Origin of the sequence: Streptomyces sp. NPDC056883 (assembly GCF_042788835.1) — a bacterium.
Classification (GTDB): Bacteria; Actinomycetota; Actinomycetes; order Streptomycetales; family Streptomycetaceae; genus Streptomyces; species Streptomyces stoeckheimensis.
On record NZ_JBHUBS010000024.1, the window covers coordinates 1 to 18,772 of the forward strand.

The 18,772-nt window shown below is 70.3% G+C and carries 23 protein-coding genes; 14 read left to right on the plus strand and 9 right to left on the minus strand.

The window, feature by feature from the left end; translation table 11 throughout:
• From ACFRU2_RS36945 to ACFRU2_RS36970, 6 genes are all read left to right on the plus strand, one after another.
• A partial coding sequence (locus tag ACFRU2_RS36945; protein ID WP_382980541.1) for a hypothetical protein occupies positions 1-352 on the plus strand: 352 nt, incomplete at its 5' end.
• 181 nt (positions 353-533) lie between these two features.
• A complete protein-coding gene (locus ACFRU2_RS36950; protein WP_382980543.1) occupies positions 534-1,013 on the plus strand; it encodes a winged helix-turn-helix domain-containing protein in 480 nt (159 codons plus the stop codon).
• Entirely contained in the window at positions 1,010-1,393 is a 384-nt protein-coding gene (locus tag ACFRU2_RS36955; RefSeq protein WP_382980545.1) for a hypothetical protein, read from the plus strand. The genes ACFRU2_RS36950 and ACFRU2_RS36955 overlap by 4 nt, the downstream gene beginning before the upstream one ends.
• Before the next feature lie 185 nt (positions 1,394-1,578).
• On the plus strand, positions 1,579-2,064 hold the full coding sequence (locus ACFRU2_RS36960; RefSeq protein ID WP_382980547.1) for a Pycsar system effector family protein: 486 nt from the start codon (positions 1,579-1,581) through the stop codon (positions 2,062-2,064).
• Between the two features lie 134 nt (positions 2,065-2,198).
• Positions 2,199-2,555 (plus strand): hypothetical protein, encoded by a 357-nt coding sequence (locus tag ACFRU2_RS36965; protein ID WP_382980549.1) that lies wholly within the window; start codon positions 2,199-2,201, stop codon positions 2,553-2,555.
• Between the two features lie 951 nt (positions 2,556-3,506).
• Positions 3,507-4,616, plus strand: a complete 1,110-nt coding sequence (locus ACFRU2_RS36970; protein ID WP_382980550.1) for a S8 family serine peptidase — start codon at positions 3,507-3,509, stop codon at positions 4,614-4,616.
• A gap of 81 nt (positions 4,617-4,697) precedes the next feature.
• Here the strand turns inward: ACFRU2_RS36970 and ACFRU2_RS36975 are convergent, their stop codons facing one another.
• Both ACFRU2_RS36975 and ACFRU2_RS36980 read right to left on the minus strand, forming a co-directional pair.
• A complete protein-coding gene (locus ACFRU2_RS36975; protein WP_382980552.1) occupies positions 4,698-5,129 on the minus strand; it encodes a DUF6233 domain-containing protein in 432 nt (143 codons plus the stop codon).
• Between the two features lie 135 nt (positions 5,130-5,264).
• Positions 5,265-5,483 (minus strand): hypothetical protein, encoded by a 219-nt coding sequence (locus ACFRU2_RS36980; RefSeq protein WP_382980554.1) that lies wholly within the window; start codon positions 5,481-5,483, stop codon positions 5,265-5,267.
• Between the two features lie 177 nt (positions 5,484-5,660).
• Here ACFRU2_RS36980 and ACFRU2_RS36985 point away from each other — a divergent pair, with 177 nt between their 5' ends.
• A complete protein-coding gene (locus tag ACFRU2_RS36985; RefSeq protein WP_382980555.1) occupies positions 5,661-6,530 on the plus strand; it encodes a hypothetical protein in 870 nt (289 codons plus the stop codon).
• A gap of 71 nt (positions 6,531-6,601) precedes the next feature.
• On the opposite strand, the gene ACFRU2_RS36990 is transcribed toward ACFRU2_RS36985, so the two are convergent.
• Entirely contained in the window at positions 6,602-7,531 is a 930-nt protein-coding gene (locus ACFRU2_RS36990) for a hypothetical protein (RefSeq protein ID WP_382980556.1), read from the minus strand.
• Between the two features lie 500 nt (positions 7,532-8,031).
• Between ACFRU2_RS36990 and ACFRU2_RS36995 the strand changes: the two genes are divergently transcribed.
• Positions 8,032-8,310, plus strand: a complete 279-nt coding sequence (locus ACFRU2_RS36995; RefSeq protein WP_382980557.1) for a hypothetical protein — start codon at positions 8,032-8,034, stop codon at positions 8,308-8,310.
• A 90-nt stretch (positions 8,311-8,400) separates the two neighbouring features.
• Positions 8,401-9,168, plus strand: a complete 768-nt coding sequence (locus ACFRU2_RS37000; protein ID WP_382980558.1) for a hypothetical protein — start codon at positions 8,401-8,403, stop codon at positions 9,166-9,168.
• 250 nt (positions 9,169-9,418) lie between these two features.
• On the opposite strand, the gene ACFRU2_RS37005 is transcribed toward ACFRU2_RS37000, so the two are convergent.
• Entirely contained in the window at positions 9,419-10,264 is an 846-nt protein-coding gene (locus ACFRU2_RS37005) for a hypothetical protein (RefSeq protein ID WP_382980559.1), read from the minus strand.
• A 413-nt stretch (positions 10,265-10,677) separates the two neighbouring features.
• Between ACFRU2_RS37005 and ACFRU2_RS37010 the strand changes: the two genes are divergently transcribed.
• The 3 genes from ACFRU2_RS37010 to ACFRU2_RS37020 all read left to right on the plus strand — a co-directional run bounded on the left by ACFRU2_RS37010 (position 10,678) and on the right by ACFRU2_RS37020 (position 13,847).
• Complete coding sequence (locus tag ACFRU2_RS37010; RefSeq protein WP_382980560.1) at positions 10,678-12,069, plus strand: hypothetical protein; 1,392 nt, start codon at positions 10,678-10,680, stop codon at positions 12,067-12,069.
• Entirely contained in the window at positions 12,066-13,424 is a 1,359-nt protein-coding gene (locus ACFRU2_RS37015) for a hypothetical protein (protein WP_382980561.1), read from the plus strand. Before ACFRU2_RS37010 ends, ACFRU2_RS37015 begins: the two co-directional genes overlap by 4 nt.
• A gap of 138 nt (positions 13,425-13,562) precedes the next feature.
• Positions 13,563-13,847 (plus strand): hypothetical protein, encoded by a 285-nt coding sequence (locus ACFRU2_RS37020; RefSeq protein WP_382980563.1) that lies wholly within the window; start codon positions 13,563-13,565, stop codon positions 13,845-13,847.
• A 40-nt stretch (positions 13,848-13,887) separates the two neighbouring features.
• Here the strand turns inward: ACFRU2_RS37020 and ACFRU2_RS37025 are convergent, their stop codons facing one another.
• The 5 genes from ACFRU2_RS37025 to ACFRU2_RS37045 all read right to left on the minus strand — a co-directional run bounded on the left by ACFRU2_RS37025 (position 13,888) and on the right by ACFRU2_RS37045 (position 17,386).
• Positions 13,888-14,433 (minus strand): hypothetical protein, encoded by a 546-nt coding sequence (locus ACFRU2_RS37025; protein WP_382980564.1) that lies wholly within the window; start codon positions 14,431-14,433, stop codon positions 13,888-13,890.
• A gap of 118 nt (positions 14,434-14,551) precedes the next feature.
• Complete coding sequence (locus ACFRU2_RS37030) at positions 14,552-15,001, minus strand: hypothetical protein (RefSeq protein ID WP_382980565.1); 450 nt, start codon at positions 14,999-15,001, stop codon at positions 14,552-14,554.
• Between the two features lie 131 nt (positions 15,002-15,132).
• Complete coding sequence (locus ACFRU2_RS37035) at positions 15,133-15,489, minus strand: SH3 domain-containing protein (protein WP_382980566.1); 357 nt, start codon at positions 15,487-15,489, stop codon at positions 15,133-15,135.
• An 84-nt stretch (positions 15,490-15,573) separates the two neighbouring features.
• On the minus strand, positions 15,574-15,945 hold the full coding sequence (locus ACFRU2_RS37040) for a hypothetical protein (protein ID WP_382980568.1): 372 nt from the start codon (positions 15,943-15,945) through the stop codon (positions 15,574-15,576).
• 190 nt (positions 15,946-16,135) lie between these two features.
• Positions 16,136-17,386, minus strand: coding sequence for a hypothetical protein (locus ACFRU2_RS37045; RefSeq protein WP_382980570.1), 1,251 nt, complete (start codon positions 17,384-17,386; stop codon positions 16,136-16,138).
• Positions 17,387-17,608: 222 nt separating this feature from the next.
• On the opposite strand from ACFRU2_RS37045, the gene ACFRU2_RS37050 reads away from it, so the two are divergent.
• Both ACFRU2_RS37050 and ACFRU2_RS37055 read left to right on the plus strand, forming a co-directional pair.
• A complete protein-coding gene (locus tag ACFRU2_RS37050) occupies positions 17,609-18,037 on the plus strand; it encodes a hypothetical protein (protein WP_382980572.1) in 429 nt (142 codons plus the stop codon).
• Between the two features lie 111 nt (positions 18,038-18,148).
• Positions 18,149-18,751: a hypothetical protein gene (locus ACFRU2_RS37055; RefSeq protein ID WP_382980574.1), complete on the plus strand. Its 603-nt coding sequence runs from the start codon at positions 18,149-18,151 to the stop codon at positions 18,749-18,751.
• Positions 18,752-18,772 lie beyond the last annotated feature (21 nt).

An 18,772-nucleotide genomic window follows, 5' to 3' on the forward strand; every position in this document is an offset into this window, starting at 1 on the left:
CCCGTCGTGGCCGGGGCGAGGGGCTGAGGTCGAGGAGGGCCAGGAGGAGCTGGACGCCGAGTTCGAGGTGCGGGCCGGCCAGGGCCGGGGGAGGGAAAAGCGGCTGGCAAGGAGGGACTGGGGGATGCTGTTGTTGCGCGGCGGAGCCGCCTCCCCGACCCAAGTCACCAACTACGGCACGATGGTCAGAACCGGTGCGAGTGAACGCGCCGAAGGCGCCTCCTCCCCGCAGATCGCCACCGGCAGCTACTACGTAGTTAGAGGCGAAGATCGTTTTCCCTGGTCAAGGCCTTGCCGACTAGCTCCAAACTGCCACTTGAATTGCAGTTTTGGCACTTCCAGTTTCCTATAGGCAACTCCCCCTCCCTCACCTCTCGCTCTCCGCCGCCCAGATGGGGCGACGCGCCCGCCCCGATGTGCTTGCCTATAGGCAACCTAAGTGGATACGGTGTGCATCTTCGGTTGCGTATAGGCAATCGCCCGAGGTGAGGAGGGGTATGGCAGGGACCAGTCCGGTTCGGCGCGGCAAGGCCGTGAACACCGAAACCGGCGAAGTCGTGCAGATGGCGTTCTTCGAGGACGAGACGATCCAGCGGACACGGGTCCGCTACGACTGGACCCCTAACCCTGGGCGCCACGTCAACGTTCCGAAGGTGCTCCTAGCCAAGCTGTACGCCAAGGACAGCGGCTACACGCCGAAGCACAGGGATCTGTTCTTCTTCTACCTAGGGCATTCGCCGGACGGGGCTCAGCCGCTCAGGCTCACCTACAAGGAGATTGCTGAGATCCTTGGAGGGCGTGCCGGTACGATCTCGACGATCCTGGGTACGTTGCACGCTGGCGGGCTTCTTCTCGAAGCGGAGAGGGTCGGCAACATGAAGTTCTACCGGGTCAATCCGCGTGCCGCCTTCGACGGGCCAGCGGTGAACCAGGTGGAGGCCGTTCGGGACGCGCGCTTCCCGGTCGTACCTGCTCCGGCCGCAACGGCCCAGAAGAAGAAGGAGGCGTCGTGAGCTCTCCCATGATGCGGCCGCGTGAGCTGCCGTTCTCGGCTGACCTGATGCGCCAGCTCCTGGAGCAGACCGCAGATCTTCCCGGCGCGGACTACCGGGTGCTGAGCTACTACGTGACCGCCGTGCCGCTCGGCGAAACGGTCCGCGACACCGCGAAGACGGTGGCAGGGATTGTGAAGCTCAGCCAGGGCAGTATCTCGAAGAGCATCAGCCGACTGCTGGCCAACGGCTGGCTGGCCCAGGCCTTCCGCGTTGGCGGCGTCCCCTTCTACCGGGCCGGCGACAGGGTGCTGGGGCTGGCCGCGGCCGGCATCGATCACACCGAGCAGCCGCTGGCCACCGTCAGCCACCTGCCGATGCGAGGTTCCGTCGACGAGTGACTGGTGGTCGTCGCCGAAGGGCCCGCGCTCCGAGATCTCGGAGCGCGGGCCCTTCGGCGTATCACCTTCGCCTGAGGCTCAGCCCCTTCCTGTACGGCCCTTAAGGTGGTATTGTTTTGAATGCTGGAAGGGGGTGGCACCTCGACCGGCATCTACTCGGAATCCCACCCACTGCGGGAGAAGCGATGCAGGAGAACGTGAACGACTCGGCGCGTACGGCCGATCTGCTGGACAAGCAGCACGAGCGGGCCCAGGCAGCCGCAGCTACCGAGGTCGCGAAGCTTGACGGCAAGGCGAGCGCGATGCTGAGCGCCTCCAGCTTGATGGCCGCGATCCTGATGGGGGTCGTCCCCGGGGCGGACCTCTCCGGCGGGGTGGCACTGCTGGTAGGGCTGGGAGCCCTGCTGAACCTGGGAGCGATCGTTGCCACCCTGCTGGTGATCCGCTCTCGCTTTGGGCGCCCGGAATCGACGCTGGGCTCGTTTCTCCACTGGGCCGACCTGACGGCCGAGCAGCTGCTGGAGGATTTGGCCCATGACCGGCGGGCCGAGCACACGATCGCGCTGTCCCGCATCGCGCGGGGCAAGCACCGCTTGGTGCGCGTCGCGGTGGACCTCACCGTGGCGGCCGCGGGCGCCCTTGCGGCGGCCCTGATCGTTGCGTTGGGCTGACCTGGTCCCTTCCGGGGTCCGTTGGCTGAGGCCAACGGACCCCCGTCTGCCGACCGGCGCCTGTTGGCTCAGGCCAACGTCGATGTCTGACCCGCGTTCTAGTCTGTTGAACCTCGACCGAAGGGACATCCCTCGTGGAAGACCACCTGCCTTCCCTGCCGAAGCCGCCGCTCTTCATCGTTGACGAGGTGCACGACGTGCTCCAGCAACTCCGCGCGGACGACCGATCCGTGGCGGCCGTCGATGAGCTCCTCATCGAACTCGCTCGCCAGGGCCGGCGTCCGGTCGCCCCCGTTGCTCCGGTCCTCTCTCCTTTCACGCCGCATCGGCTGGCCGACTTCGACGGGCCGAAGGGAATCCCCGTGGACGATCCTGAGCCCGAGCCGGTCTACTGGTTCTGCAACAGCTGCGGCGAGGAGGTCGAGGACGAGACCGCCGAGTGCTGCGCGGACGGGGAGATCGAGCCCTCGTACGACGAGCCGGCCACCTGACCGGATCTGCCCCTCACGCCGCGCCTCCGTTCTCCGAAGGCCCGTCTCCCACCCCTCCGGGAGGCGGACCTTCGGCGTGCCCGCGCACGGAAGCCCGCGCAGCCCCGAAAAGCCGGACTGGGGATAATTCACCTCCGCGCCAGGTACTCCTCCCTCGGGTCCGTGGGCCCTACTGGGCCCACTCCCCCTCGGGACACCCGTACCGAGGAGCCGCGGAGAGACCCCCGGACGTAGTAGCGCGTCTCCGGGCTGGAGGGAGCGGAGGGAACCGATGGGTACCAGGCCCGGCCCATGCCCACGGCGCCGCAGGTGTGAGCGGAGCGGGCCCGCTCAGCTCTTAGAGGCGCTGGAGGTTAATTATCCCCCTGTCCTGAGAGTGCGCGCCCAAGGGCGCGCGAAAGAGGGGCGGTGGGGTGGGGCGGGGCCGTGGCCGATCCCGGGGGCCCCGCTCGCCCCGTACGGGGCTAAGCAGGCCCCGCCCCACCCCACCGCGCTGCATCTCGTCCGTGCCCCCCTGACCCGCCGTTGCAGGCTGCGGGCCCCGTGGGATCAACGGATAAGAAGGACGCGCTACGCGCGGCGACAGAAGAAGTAAGGCACCACGCCCGTCCAGGCCGTGACGCACCATCGGGCTCAAACCCCCCAGGAAGGCACCTCGTTCGCCCCGTACCGGCCTCGTGGCGCACCTGGGCGGGATTCCTGGTCATCGGGACTGTCGGGCGCTCTGTGGGGCTTGTGTGGCCTCGGGGTCGGCTGGGGCGCCCGGCGCCGGACCGGAACGGGCACAGCCGCCCACAGGGGGTGTCGTCCCGTGTGATGAGGTAGGTCCGCGCGAGATTGCAGCGCACGTACCACAAGGGGGCAGGAATGCAGGGCACCGTACGACGAGGATCGTGGCGGAGGGCAGCGGGCGTCACCGTCGCAGCGCTGGCGGTTAGCGCAGGATCGGTGATGCCTGCGGCAGCCGACACGGACCCGCCGGACTACCTCACGCCCATGAAGGCCCAGGAGATGTGGAAGGTGGCAGACGGCACCGGTATCACGGTGGCCGTCGTCGACAGCGGCTTCAAGGAAGTCCCGGGCGTGCGGAGCGAGTCCGTCCTTCCAGGCGTGTCGGTCATGTCACCGCCGGCCGGGAAGCCGGACACGAAATACTCGCCGCACGACGACTACGACGGGCACGGGACCACCATGACCGCGGCGATCGTCGGCGACGGCACAGGAGGCGCCCCCAAGGGTCTGGCTCCCGGCGCCAAAATCATGCCCGTCAGGACGAGCCTCGGCACGACCATGGCCTTTGCCGCGGGCGGCGAGGGCGCCGAGGGGATCCGGTACGCGGCCGATCACGGCGCCAAGATCATCAACTTGAGCTGGGGCGACTACTACGCTTTCGACAGGCTCAAGGCGGCTATCCAGTACGCCCAGAGCAAGGGGTCCCTCGTCTTCGCTGCCCTGGGCAATGAGGGCGAGGGCAACAACGCGACCAACCTCATGGCCCTGGTGCCCGGAGTCATCGGCGTTGGGGCCATCGACGAGGCCGGGATGCCGCTCAAGCTCTCCTCCCACGGGCCGGAAACCGACCTGGCCGCGTACGGCAGCAAGGCCCGGATCCGCTGCGAGGAGAACACCGGCTGGTGCGTGGCTGACGGAGGCACCTCGTACGCCACTGCCCTGGCCTCCGCCTCCGCCGCGCTCGTGTGGTCGGCTCACCCCGACTGGACCGCGTCCCAGGTGGCCCGCGTCCTCATCCAGACCGCTGGTGCCCCCACCGACGGCGTCAAGCGCAACGACTACATCGGGTACGGAGTCATCCGCCCGCGCAAGGTGCTGATCGATCGCGAGGGAACCCCGGGGGCACCTGACGTCGACCCCCTGGCAGTGGCCCCCGCGAAGACCCCCGCCCCCAGCACCAGCCAGAAGACAGCTGCCGCGCCAGTGGAAGCTGCGGCAGCGGCCGCAGAACCGGGTCTGCCCTGGGGGTGGCTGGCACTCGGCGCCGTCGTCGCCGCGATCCTCGGCCTCGGTACCACCACCGTGATCGTCAAACGCCGCTACCGGTGAGCCGTCCGGGCTCGCCGCCCGGCCAGCGGCGAGTCCCATGGGTCGGCTCCCCGGACGGCTCCGTGCTGAGTTCCGTCACCGTCAGCCGTTCCCCTCCCCCAGCTGCAATGCCGGGACGAGGACAGCCGCGGCGTCGCAGTCGTGGCAGGCGTCGACACCGGGCCGCATCAGGGCGTCCAGTGCCTCCTCGGTCCGCAGCTCGGTGCCGGATCGCGCCGCGTGACGGCAGGTGCTTTCGTGCACGACCGACCGGCCCCGTAGGCCGTGCACGGGGCGGATCACCCATCCCCAGCTCTCCGGTTCGGGCAGGGCGGCGGGGATGAAGTGGGACGGGACCGCTTCATAGGCCACGCACCAGTACGGCACGAGCACCTCGGCGGTGACCCATGCGGTGAAACCGACAGCCTCCACACCGCCGTCGGCGGAGGCCCCCCACATGGGTACTGCGATCTTGAACTTCCAGACCCGGCGGCCGCTGTCGAGCTCGATCTGCTGCCGCTCGAAGAGGCGCACCCGAAGATGCTGTCCGTCCGGCGTGATCAGGCCGATCGGAACGTGAAGCACCGGGGTCCGGCGGCCATCCGAAGCGCTCACGCCGTCAGGTGGCCGCGCTACAGGATCCCTGCTGCTGCTCGCGCCGGCCACTGCTCACGCCGCCTCCATCCGCTGCCGGGTCGACGCCCGTCGCCGAAGCGCTGCCAAGGCGGCGCCACTCACGCCCTGCCGGGCCAGGGCGCAGGAGAGTCTGATCAGGGCGCGGCGGTGCCGGGTTGCTCCGGAATCGGGGCGCAGCTGGGCCATGGCCGCGTAGGTCCGGGTCCATGCGCTCTGGATCGGCAGCGCCGCGGGGTCTGTTTCTTGCCTCACCCCACCTATTAGAGCACCAGTTCGAATTGATGTGCGCGCCGAGGCCCGCTCGGCCCCCCTCGCTGTGACCCGGCTACCCGACCACATTCGCGCGTATGCCCCCCACGAAATGGCAGCGCTACGCCGTGCGGCGGCTCCCACCGGGCGCACGTAGACGCAGGCCTCCAGGGTGAGGGGGTGAAGTTCCCCGTGGAGGTCGCGCTGGCGCAAGCGGTGCCCGTGCTGCCCGCAGGGGCCGGATGGTTCTATGAGGGCAAGTTCGACGGTCACCGGATGGTGATGCGGCGGGCTGCCGAGTCCGTCGAGCTCTACACCCGGGCCGGTCGGACGGTGACCTCGGTGTGGATGGATCTCGCTGTGGCCGGGCTCCAGCTGAGGCCCGGAACGGTGCTCGACGGCGAGGCCGTAATCTGGCAGGCAGGACGAATCGACTTCGGCGCGGTCCAGGCGAGGGCCGCCTCTTCCCTGACACGGGCGCGGGCGCTCGCCCGGGAGCTGCCCGCCACCTACGCCGTCTTCGATCTTCTGTCGCACCCCGACCACGGTGACGTTCGAGGGCGCAGCTATGAGGTCCGGCGCGCATACCTCGTCGACCTGGTGGGGGACCTGGGGCCGCCCCTTCAGGTCGTGCCCGCCACCGACGACCTGGAAACGGCGAAGGTGTGGTTCGAGGCGCTCCAGGCGCAGGGGATCGAAGGAATTGTGGCCAAGCGGGGGTCCGGGACCTATCGAGGTGGACGGCGCGACTGGCGGAAGGTCAGGCACGCCGAGACGCTCGACGCCCGCGTGGTCGGCCTCACCGGCACCCCGGCCAGGCCTGGGCACCTGCTCCTGGAACTGCCCGACGGAAGTCGGGTCCGCTCCCAGCGCGTCAGGGGAACACTGGCCGCACAGATCTCGCGAGCCTTCGCCGCCGTCGACCTTGGAGCGCGGGGCCAGGCGGACGACGGTGAGACGTACACCGCCTACGAGGGGCTGCCGCTCCTGGTGGAGATCCTCGCGGGGACAACCCGGCACGCGGTGGTCACCGTGACCCGCCTGCGATAACGCCGGACGGGTAGGGCGAGAGCCCCGTACGCAGGTCGACAGGTTCGCATGGGTGAGGGCCGTCAGACGCGTCAGCCTCCGGCCGGGTAACTCCAGAGCCGGTTGTCCTCCAGGACCAGCCCCGCGTAGGCACTGACGAGGAGCGGTGCCGCCTCGGGCTTGGTGGGCATGTCCGCGCCAGTCCGCGCGTCCAGGGCGACGGGGCCACCCACCCCCCGGCCGTAGACCCGCCCGTGCCAGACCGCGGTCACCGTCGGTGCTTTGCGACCCTCGCCGTCCTTGAATACCCACAGGAGCTTTCCGCTGGCCGGGTCCACCGCAGCGATCCCAAAGGCATGCGCGCAGACCAGCGTCAGGGCTTGGTCATAGGTGCAGGTCACCGAACCGAGCCCCGGGGGCATGTCGGCGCGCGCCTGCCCGCTGGTCACGTCCAGCAGCCGGTCGGCCTTCGAACCATCGGGCCGCAGGCCTGCGATCCGAACCGTGGCGGGACCGGCCCCGTTCATGACCGCGCCGTAGGTCCTCTCGCCCCGCCATTTCTCGGCGCCGGTGGCGAGATCGAAGCCGATCGGGGTCGGGGTGAGGGGTTCGCCGTCCAACAGGCCGGTGACCATCCCGGCGGCCACCGAGACGGCCTCCAGGCCGGGCTGGGTCCATCGCAGGGAGTGCGAGGCCGTGTCGATGCCGTAGGTCACCGCGGCGTCGGTGCCGACCACGGTGACCACAGCCGTGCCGTCCTGCGCTCCCACGGCCGCGACCTTGACCTTGGTGGAATGGAGTACCCACTCGGGAAGCGCGACCGTCGTCCGCCAGGCGGCCTTGTACGGAGCCGCCGCACTGACGGCGATGAGCTCGACGACCGCACCGGCGGCGTACGTACCCGAGGCAGGTGTCGTCATCAAGAACGGGGTCAGCACCTCCGTGTCGGCCAGGACCGGCGGCAGGGTGTAGCCCTCGGTGTCGCTCCTCAGCGGCTCACCCCGGGCTGCTTCCTCGCCCACGGTGCGGCCGGTGGCGAGATCGACAACCTGAATTCCAGTGGGGGAGGCAACGAAGGCCCGAGCGTCGTGAAGGAGGAGTGGCAGACCAGCGCCGCCGCCGCGGATTTGGCCCGCCAGGTTCGTCCTGCCCTTCGTAGCCGCTTCGGGCAACGACACCTTTCCGCGGACGTCGAACCAGGCTGGCGGATCGTGCGCGACCAGCCCAGGCTCGGCGGACGACGCTGGTGCGCTCGCGGCCGGCGGGGCCGTGCTGCTCGCCTTGCCGTCGTCGGCTGCCGGACCGCACCCGGCGACCAGGCCGACGGTCAGAGCCAGAGCGGGCATCAACGGCCGTACGGGAGCGCGCACATGGACCTCGCTTGCAGTCGAGCCGATGGGAGATGATCACGTTACGCCCCGCCTGTCGCGGGCGACGCCGACCTGGAGAACTGCCCTGCGGGCCAAGGAGGCGATGGGCACCGTGCCGTGTCTCCGGGCGGATCGGCCCCGTTGAGCAGCGTATGACGCATCACGATCAAGGCTGCTTCAGCAAGGGGCCCGTGGGCCCGGCGGCGCTCGCCGCGTTCGGAGCTCTCGGTGAGCCCGAGCTCCAGCTCCTGGACCACCTACTGAGCACGGCGGCGACGGACCGGTCTCCGAAGACCCTGGGGCAGGAGACCGGCCTGAAGCCCGAGGCTGTCACCAAGGCGCTGCATACCCTCGCGGCCGCGGGCTACGTCACCGTGGAAGGGGAGCTGACGCCCTGGGCCGCAGGCTTCGCCTCTCCTCCCCGAGGCTGACGAGGCGAAAGCCCGGCGGCCGACGGTTGCCCACCCACTCGCGTGTCAACTTTTTGGTGACATCGGCTCGGCGTGTGGAAGGGTGCCCTCATGGCCATCGACCACGCGGAGCGGCAGCGGATGCAGGAAGCGGCGGAGGAGCTGCTTCGTCAGCGGTACGGGGCGGGCCGCAGCTACCCGGACTCGCTGCGGCTGATGCAGGAAGTGCGGGCCGCCGCGCTCGGGTACTCCGCTGCGACGGACGGGGAGGCGCCGGACGTGCCGACGGAGGATCTCCTCGCCGCACTGACCCAGGTGGAAGACGCCCGCGCGCGTATGGACGCCCTGGAGCAGGACCTGATCCGCGGGGCACGTGACCGCGGAGCCTCGTGGCGGAGGATCGCGGACTCCCTCGGGATGGCCAACCGGCAGGCCGCCGAAGCCAGGGCCACCCGCCTGGAGCGGGCGGCGCAGTCCCGCAACGGTGATCGCGACGTTCGCGCCCAGCGGCGCGAACGCGCGCGGCGGCGAGCCGTGGAGACCTGGTGCCGCACCCATGAGGGTCGCCTCCGGACTGCTGGAGAGCACATGGTCGACGTCGGCGACGCGTGGCCGCAGCTGGCCGGGGGCGCAATCGCCGAGTACGCCCTGGACAAGCTGCGCGGCGCGCTGAAGACCGACGGGGCCGGTGTCGGGATCGCCGAGTACCTGGAGACGCTGTACTCGCGGCTCACCCCGTACGGGCAGCCGCCCCTGGAACCGTTCGGCGAGAGGGCGGTCGCTGCCCGCGCGGCCCGCGACGTCCTCCTCGTGCTGCTGGATGAGCTGTCCGCCGCCCGCCTCGCCGTGGACGAGGCGGGGCTGTCAACGAAACGGTGACCATCGGACCGGCTTCGCTACCGCTCTCGGCTCATCCGTAGCCCGCTCGCACGGTTGACCACGTGGCGCCGACCGGGGACCTTGCGGGGCCGATCCCGCCGGAGCTCAGACCGGGCGGTGCCTGAGGCCGTACGCTGAGCGAAGCCGTCCCGGTGGCCCTCCCCCGTGCCACTGGGGCGGCTCTTGTGTGCCTGGGAACGACGGGGTTCCCTCCCGCTCCCCTCTCCTCGCTCCTGCCGGCCGGGAGCCGTCAGGCGGGAGCGGGGCCGCGGTAGACGCCGACGAGCGTCCCGTCATGGCGCAGCAGGCCGAGCCCCTTCAACTTCTCCAGCGCCTCCTTGACCTGGCCCTGCTGGAGGTCGAGCTGGGCAGCGATCACGCTCGGTTCCTGATGCACGTCCTCCTGGAGGATGAGCCACATCGCGACCTCGCGCTCGGCGCTCCCGATGCCCGCGCTCAGCAGCTTGCCGTGCAGCTCGGTAGAGACCGCCACGTGCTTGGGGGACCACATGGCTTGGGTGGGCACGGTTGGGATCACCCTGGCCTCCAGCTCGTCGAGGATAGTGAGGTCCGGGTCGAACTCGGCGGCGTCCTCCGCCAGATCACGGGCGGTCATCTCGGCGCTCAGACTGGTGAGGGCGGTGCGCAGGCTCGACAGGACGGTCCCCACGGCCTGCGGCTTCCTGGCGACGGCGAGGGCGGGGTACTTCTTCGTCGGCTCGTACGCCTCGCCCAGGCGCTGGACGATGACCCGGATGAACGAGGCCGTGTCGTAGAGCTTCTCGTTGGGGTTGCCGGTGGTGAGGAGGGGGCTGTAGTCGCGGCCGTCGGCGTCCTTCGCCATTTGGTAGCGGATGCTGAGGGCCTGCATGCCGTAGACCTGGGCCAGCAGCTCCATCGCGTGGACCAGGATGCGGCTCGCCTCCACGACGGATTGGATCATGCGGCGCACGGTGCCCTGGCGCTCCTTGGCCGTGGTCTCCTTCTCCTCGGTTACCAGGGCCTGGTGCTCGGGTCCGAGGTTCTCGAAAGCGGTCACGAGCGCCGCGGCGGCGGTATGGAGGTTGTCGTCGTCTGCGGGGTGCGGCTCGGTCATCGCCGACCTTTCTTCGTTCACGCGACGCGTGCTCGCGGCGTCGCATGCGGTGACGCGTCGGTTGGTCGCGCCGCCGCGTACAACGTTGGCCGGGCCGGGATGGAAACGGCCCGGGGAGGTGGATGAATCACTCGTCCGGGGTGGGTGATTCGGTCCCGTTCGGTGATGTCCGGCGGGTATTCTGGGGGCGGGCAACGCGTAGGCCCAAGCCCGCTTCTCCGGCCCATGACCGGAGGGGCACCGTGGCAAAGGTGCCAGGGTCTCCTTGGAGACCTGGTCAGCTCGCCGGTCTCCGGCAGCGCGCCAGCGTACGAGTTCTTCACCGTCGTCGTCCTCGACGATCGCCTCCGCCGTGCGCTGCTCTTTGTGCGCGCCGGGTCATGGGTCCGTGCCGCGCCGAAAAGAGTTCAACTGTGCCGAAGAGTGAGAAGAACCGTCGCCGCAAGAGCCATGCCGAGCGTGAGCGCATCAGGCGGAAGAAGGACGCCAGCGGCGTCTCGTACACGTCCGCCCAGTCGGGCACCGCACACCAGCACCAGGGCCCGGAGATCGGGCCCGTTGACGGTTCCGGATTCGGCGTCGACCGGCGGGTCGACATGGGCACCGCTTCCGCGCTGATCGGGGCTTGCCTGGCACGGTGCAGGCCGTGCCAGGCGAGCCTCGCGGACAAGGTTCTGAGCGGTGACCGCCTCGTCGTCGCCAGCCTCGCCGGCAGCGTCTACTCGCTGCTGCCGTCCCCCGGATCGATCTGTTCCCCCGCGACGGAGCGCTTCCACGCCGTGGCGGGGGAAAGCGCCCGCAGCGGGGACGGGCGCGACGTCTTGGCGGCGGTGGAGGCCCTGAGCGCGGAGGATCTGGAGGCCCTGCTGGAGGACACCCTCGACATGTGGACGGCCGTGGCCGCGCCGCCCTCTGCGCCTGAACCCGCCGATCCTGCGGCCGTCAACGATGCCGAGGCGGAACCGGACGAGGAGGCGCCCCTCCAGTTCACAGCGCTGAGCGGGACCGCGTACCTGATGAGCGCGGGGACCGATCAGCTGCTGAGCACGGAGGAGTTGGTGGAACTTCCGCGGCTCGCGGAGAGGCTCGCGGCCGCGGGCACCCCCGTGGTCTGCTTCCTGTGTGACCAGTCGATCGACGTCACCGCTGAGCCCGAGGTCCACATCGGGCTCAGCGCCCGGACCGTCGAGGTCGACGGCATGAAGTTCGATACGGTGCAGCCGGTTTGGACGCACCCGGTGTGCGGCCGGACACGGATCTGGCCGTGGTCGGAGCTGATGGCTGAGCGGCAGCGCCGGGGGCTGCCCGTGGCGGCAGAGGACCGTCAGCCGGAGCGCGTACCGCGGCAAGGGGCACGGAACGCCGACTACACACACTTCAGCCTCGCCCGGAATCCGGGCGGCGGGATGGTGCCGCTGGTGCTCGTAGAGCCGGGTGAGCCGGACGAATTCGGTACGGAGGGCTATCTGGCGGCCAGGCTGTCCGAAGGATTCAAGCGCGTCGACCTGACCAGGGGGCAGCCCTTCCCGGTGCTCGACGGCTGGCACCTGCGGTGCGAGCGGGGCCGGATGGTGTCGGTGATGCGCGCGGGGGCCGGGGCCTGGTACCGGCAGGAAGGCGGGTACGCGACGCCCGGCCCCTGGCGGCAGGCCGCCCGCGACCAGCGCACCGCGCTCCTGCTGGTCGTGCCCGCCGGCACGGTGGGCGACCGGTCGGGCGACCCGTGGCTGGCGGCGGTGAACCGGGCCGCGCGCGCCGGGCATCTGCTGGGTGGTCTGGTCTCGGTTCGCGGGAGCCTGTCGTGAGCCGCCGCACGACCCTGCCCGGGGTCGCCCGTGTACGGATCACCGGCGACGACACAGCGACGCAGACCCTGCTCGACGCGCTTGCGGACAGGTTCACGGTGACCGACCCCGCCCCCTACAGCGGCGGCCGCAACTACCTCGACGTCGACACCCGCAGCGCAGGGCCGCGCGGCGACGGCGCCCGCCCCGGCGTACCCGCGGGGCCAACGGTCTCGCAGCATAGGCCCGCCGAAGTACCGACGACGGTCGCGGTGATGATGGCGCGGCAGATCCACGCGGCGCACCTGCACCTGAGCGCCTTCCGGAATCTGGTGCAGCAGTACGGCGACGGCCTGGTCCCCGAGTTTCCGAAGGCCGGGCAGGCCCCGGACAACCCGGTGGCCCAGGCGCTCGACGCGACGTCGCGGCTGCTCTACGAGCTGCGGGAGTGGAGCAGCCACAGCGCCCACGCCTCCGGTGCGGTCTCCGCCCTGCCGGAGGTCATCGCCGCCTCCGAGGAGCAGCTGCGGGCCGAAGAAGTGCTCTACCCGACGGGCGAGTGGTGCCGGCAGCCGGGCGGGGTGATGCCGCAACCCGGCGAGGTGCAGCCGGAGAAGAAGCCGGAGTACCCGGTCACGACCCAGTTGCTCGGGCCGGTGCCGGAGAAGCGCTACAGCGCACGGGCCTCGGGCAAGTCTGTGCAGAGGGCTCTTCCCGCAGTCGCGGACACACCGGCGGCCGCCGTGTGGCAGGCGGAGCGGGCGTTGTCCGGGTACGTCTGCCAGCACTGGGAGGCGCCCGGCGACACACCGGCCGATCTCGCGGCCGCCGTCGACGGCCTGGGCGAGCTCGCCGACACCTTCACCGGCGCATGCACTTCCACGCTCGGCGAGATCCGGCGCCGCCTCGACGAGGGGCTCCTGGTCGGCATCGATGTCCCGGCCTTCACCGCGGCGGAGGCGTCCGTGTGCGCGCAGTTGGGCATCGAGGAGGACAGGTTGCCCGAGCTCGTGTACGGCCTGTCGCGGGTGCGCTGGGCGATGGACGGGGCGAGGGCGGCGCTGCCCCGGGCGATGGACGGCGAGGAGTTCGACGCGCTCGCCCAGGCCCGGGTGCTCGGGGCGCTCGACGGGAAGCCGCTGCTGGCGGTGCGTCGTGATCTGGGGCTTGAGCGGCACTGGCAGCGGCACCGCTCGAAGACGCGGGTCCCGGACTACACGGCGGTGGACTGGCTCATGAGGGCGGTGCACTGGATGCACGCGGCCGGCGTGGGCGCCTACAACCACAGGGCTCACCTGGCCGCCGAGCGGCACCCGGGATCTTCGGGCCTGCCGTGGGCGACACCGTCCGCCGGGGATGACGGGGCCAGCCAGTGACCGGCCGTGCCGCGCGCGCGGCCGACGGCGGCAGGCCGCCGAGTTCCTGATCGGGAACCTGCGGCCTGACCGGCCATGTCAGTGCCGGATGGCAGGGTTGATCCCGGTATGGGACACACCTGGTGCCTGGAGGCCGCAATGCAGGATGAGGGAGAGCTGATCCTCTCGTACGTGATGGAGGGCAGCGAACACGCGGCGTGGGTGCTGCACCGCGTCGGCGACGACGATCACACGGCGGTGATGGACGACGGGCCGGACGCCGACGGGGAGGACGCGGCCAAGGCGTGGGCGTCCGAGCTGCTGGAGAGCTGGGGCCACGACGTGGACGGCCTCGCGTGGACGCCGCGCCGCCCTGATCCGTCGGCGGCCGTGGAGTATTGGATCGTGCGCCTCCCCGACGATGACGGGGAGGCCGTCCAGTAGCCCGGCCGCCTACATCGCTCCGGGCATGGTGGGGCTGCCGTCAGACCGCGGCGGGGGCGAGTTCCAGCGCCTGGACCAGGGCTCCGATCCGCTCGCGCGGGTAGCCGGCGACCGGGGCGGTCAGCACCAGGAGCCACCGGACCGTGTTCGCCGGGACGGGGTTCCAATCGCCGAAGGCAACCTGGGTCAGCCCGGCCTCGGCCTCCCAGACACGCCGGGCCTCTGCCTCGCCTCCGCGCATCTGGCCCTCGATGAGCAGGTGCGCCACCCGCAGGGCGGGGAGGTGGTTGCCGTGCTGAAGCTCGCGGTACGCGGCGGCGGCAGTGTCGCCGTCCTCCTCGCCCTGCTGGCTGTGTGCGAAGAACTGGGCCAGCAGGTTGGCGGCGAGCTGGAGTTCATCACGGGCCACCAGCTCGGCGGTCACGAATGCGAGGAGCTCGCCAGCCCCGTCCGGGGACTGCACGGCCGTGGTCAGTGCCCATTGCAGGAGCTGGCGCACCGGCAGGGACTCAGTCAGCTCGGCGGGCCCCATCTGGAACGAGCCGACGAAGGTGAGGGAGCGGTTGAACGGATTCTCGGGTGCCATGACGGACATCCTGCCGACCTCGCCCTGCGGGAGGGGACCGGGGATCACCCCTGAGCACATCGAAGGACTGCCACCCAAGTTGACCTGTGGCGGAGAACCCGAAAGGAGGAGGGCCTACTCAGTCCTGCGGGTGCTGGCAGGAGGGGCAGCCGATGGACTCGGCGGCATCGGCGGCGGAAGCCCCAGCAGCTTCGGCGACCGCGCGCCAGCACAGAGGCAGGCCAGTCTCGTCGAGAGTGCGTCCACTGGGGAATTCGTCGTCCGGGCCGTAGAAGTCGGCCATGAAGGAGGCGATGCCGGGGAGGACGATGCGGGTCGGCTCGACTTGGAGGCCGTACAGCTCTGCGGGCGGGATGGACGCGAGGCTCTCCCACACCAGGCAGTTCAGCACCTGCGCCACCGTCCGGCTCTCGTGGTCGTGTCCCTCGCACAAGTCCCAGGTGCTGCCGTCGGGACGCAGCACATCCAGGTGGTCGGTGATCGTCAGGGTGAGAGTGTCGGAGGTGTAGTGAACGGGTTGCGTGGCGGGCGTGGGCGTGCGGCGGCGGAACAGCTGGCGGACGTTCATGGTGTGTGGCCCTCGTCGTCGGATGCGTCGGTGATCAGGTGGGCCAGCGGGCGTGGCCTCGGAATTCGAGACAGTGGCGGAGCCAAGATGACGGGTCACAGCCCTGGACTCCCGACTGCGAAGGGGGCGGATTACACGACGCAGGCGAACGGCACGTACCCCTTGATGCCCCGGTAGGTGATGTGCGACCACCGGTTGTCGTCCTTCCAGCCGCAGAGCGAGTAGTTCTCGGCGAGGGTCACAGGGCAGGTCACATACCTCGCCTTCGCCCCCTTGGGGAGAAGGCCGAGGTCGGTGGAGTTCACCGCTGGCGTCTTGCGGATCTTGACGCTCTCGTGGGCCACGGCCGGGTCGAGGGCGCATCCGGCCTTCGCCTGCGTCAGCAGAACGCTGCTGGTCGCCGTGGTCGCGGCCGTAGCGGTGCCGCTCGCGAGGACCAGCAGCCCCGCCGCGGCGGCGGCCCCGAGCACCGATGTCAAGTTCTTCATCTTCAGCAACAACTCCCCGCGACGGTCACGAACATTGGTCGGCTTCGGACCCTATGCGAGGCGTAGCAGGCTGATCGACCGGCTTTACCCGCGTTCGGCCTCGCGCGGCGTGGACGGTGCGGTGTGCTGCCAGGCCCGGACCAGAACAAGATCACCGAACCGCCACCAGCGCTCTTGCCGCCACATCGTGCGCAGGAGGCTTCGGCGTACGGGCTTGGGCAGCGTGCGGTACTCGGGGAAGTCCACGGACATCTCGCCGACGAGGCGCGCGCCGCGCTCGGTCGCGTGCGCGGCCAGGACGGAGGACAGCTCCGTCAGGAAGACCTGCCGGTTCGCAGGCACGTGCCCCTCTCTGCGCGGGACCCACCGATAGGCGACGGCGGTGCGGGACAAGTCCCCGTAGTCGGGCCCGCTCTCCGGCCGGCCGTTCACCGCGTCACTTCGCTGGTGTCCCATCGTTGATCTTCCTGTCGTTGTCGTTCGGCACCGCGCCTTGGCGCGAACAGTCAGTATGGCCAAACGGGGATGGGGAGGGATGGGTACGCGTACCCGACCCTCCGCATCCGACGGCGTCCCGGCCCGGCTCCGGTGCGAGGTCACTTCCGTCTACGGTGGGCTGCTCCCGGCCCGTACACGGGCCGTTCACTCACGCCCGCTCCAAGGCGTCCAGCAACGGCTCCTTGTACCCCGCGGCGGCGAGGTCGTCGTTGGCGAGCTTGGCCTGGTGGAGGAGCTTGAGGGTGGTGGTGTGGTCGGTGCGCGCCCAGAGTGCCCGCGTCGCTTCCCGCAGGGTGCGCCGGGCCCGCAGAACCTTGGGGTCGGTCTCGTCGCCGGCAAACTCGCGAGCGGCGTGGAAGGCGTCGACGGCCAGGGCCGCCTTCGCCATCGCGGCCGCCGTCTTCTTCCTCTCGCCTTCCTCCGGCAGCAGGGGGTTGAGCACCACGGCCGGACCCCACTGCGGGGTCTTCGACCCGGCCGCCTGCTCGGCGGCGTAGCTCCTGCGCTGCTCCTGCACCCCGAGCCGCAGCTGCTCCAGGCCCTCCGGCAGCTCCCAGCCCTTCCCGCCGACTCCGGTCACCGCCCCCTTCAGTTCCCCGACCTGGGCGACGTAGCTCTCGATCAGCCCCTTCCTGCCCAGCGGGGTGCCGCGCCGGTAGGCGCCGTGACCGTGGGACACGAGCAGGGAGCGGGCGCCTCCTTGCAGGCCCGTGACCAGCTGCGCCCTGACCGACAGCCAGTGCTCCAGCGCGGCCTGGGTGATGGGCGATACCGGCCAGACCTCGGTCAGGTGAAGGGTCGAGGCGACCGCCTGCGGATTGCGGATGATCTTCACCCAGGTCAGATCGGGAGCGAGATCGCCGATGCCGCAGGTGCAGAGCTCACCGGTTCGGGGGGCGGCGTCCAGGACCAGGCCGACGACGACGAGAAGCCGGGCGAGGCCGGGGTCGGAAGGCTGCGTCTCGACCTGCTTCTTCAGCCCATTGTGCAGCTGGCTGCGCGCCCAGGCGGGCATCGTGGGCTTCTTGGGCGGCTTGGGATAGGAGATGGCGCCGCTGGGGACATCGGCCTCACGGGCCAGCCGACGCAGCACGCTCGACCTGCGCCGCTGCGAGGCGGTCACACCCTTCGGCTGGTTCTTGAATCCCCGCAGGCGCAGCTCGCCGCTGTCGGTCAGCTCGCACAGAGCGGTGGCCCCGGGGCCGAGCAGCGCCCGCATCGACGTGCCGTACCGCTCCTTGTAGTCCTCCCGCTCCAGCGCCTTCTCAATGGTGTGGTGGACCCAGCGGACGTGACCCGCGACGGACTCCGTGGTCTCCGGGTCGTCCAGCACCTGCTGGACCAGCTCGGGCAGTTCTTCGACCGCCGGGTAGCGGCCTTCGTCAGTCCTCGTGGACACCCTGGCTCCCTCCGAGATCACGGATATAGGTTAATTATCCCTGTGCCGGCTGATCAGTCTGCACCACCGGACGTCAGCCCGTCAGCCCGTTCCGCAGGGCGGAGGGCCTACGCGCTGAAGGTCGGCCGTACATCAGATCAGGCCGCTTCTGGCTGATCCCCCGCCCTAGCGGGGTCGGAGCGTCCTACCCTCGGCGGAGACCATCAACGAGGGGGACCGCACGTGGCGAAGCAACAGCTGCCGGACATCTACGAGACCCGGCAGGCGAAGGCGATCCTGAAGGCGCTGCAAGACGGGGATGTGGAGCAGGCCAAGAGGCTGGAGGACCACCTGCTGGCCGAGGCCGCCGACGGCCCCGAGGAGCGGGAGAGCCTCAGGGATCAGCTCCGCGCGGCCATGCTTTTCCGGGCGCAGATCGACGCCTCCGCGGCCGGGGACGAGGGGACGGCCTTGCTGTTCCAGACCATCCTGATGGAGACGTGTTCGGAGAAGGTGATCCAGACGACAAGGGCCAGCGCCCTCATGCACGTCGGCATGCAGAGGGGCGAGCTGTCCGCCGACGACCACGACTCCCTGACGGCACACCTGAAGGAAAACGGCGTGAGCGCGGGGCTGATGGAGCTCGTGGCCGGCATCCGACGCGTCGCCTAGCCCTTTGCGATGATCTCCCGAGCAGATGTCAACTTTTCGGTGACATCGAGTCAGGGTGTCGGAGGGCTGTGCGATGCTGCCGCAGAGCGAACAGCGATCAGGAGGTAGACCGTGACGATCCCGGCTGCGGGAGGGGGACACCCCGGCGTTCCGGCACCGGACTCCAGCCTCCCGTTCATCGCGGCGACCTGCGCCACCGGCTGCGCGGCGGCGGCCATCGTGGTCACCACCCACAGCCGGCTCACCTTCCACCACATCTGGCTGTCCGGAGCAGTGTGGGCAGCCGCGGCCGGTATCGGCTTCGCCGCCGCGTGGGGCTTGTTCCGCCGCCTCGGCTTCCAGCGCCGCGCGCTGACCCCGAGGGGCGGACTGGTCGCGGTGGCCTTGGCGGCCGCCATGGTGTGGGGCACGAACAGCGTCGCGTCGCACATCTTCCTGAGTGCCTGGGCCCGGTACGACACGGAGCTCGGTGGTCCGGGGCAGTGCCTGGACGGGACCCCGTACGGCAAGGACCGGGCCAGCGTCATCACCTGGGCCCGCGAGGGCAACGACCGCATGGAGATCTGGCCGGGCGGGCCAGCCTCGAAGGACACCCCGAAGGGGTACAAGTACCCGGCCCTCAAGCTGAAGAACGCCGTCAATGGGGGCACCCGCCCGCTGGCACCGGCCGACGACACGTCACGGGACCTGCTGCACACCTACGGCTGCCGCTGAGTGCAGCACGCGGGGAAAAGG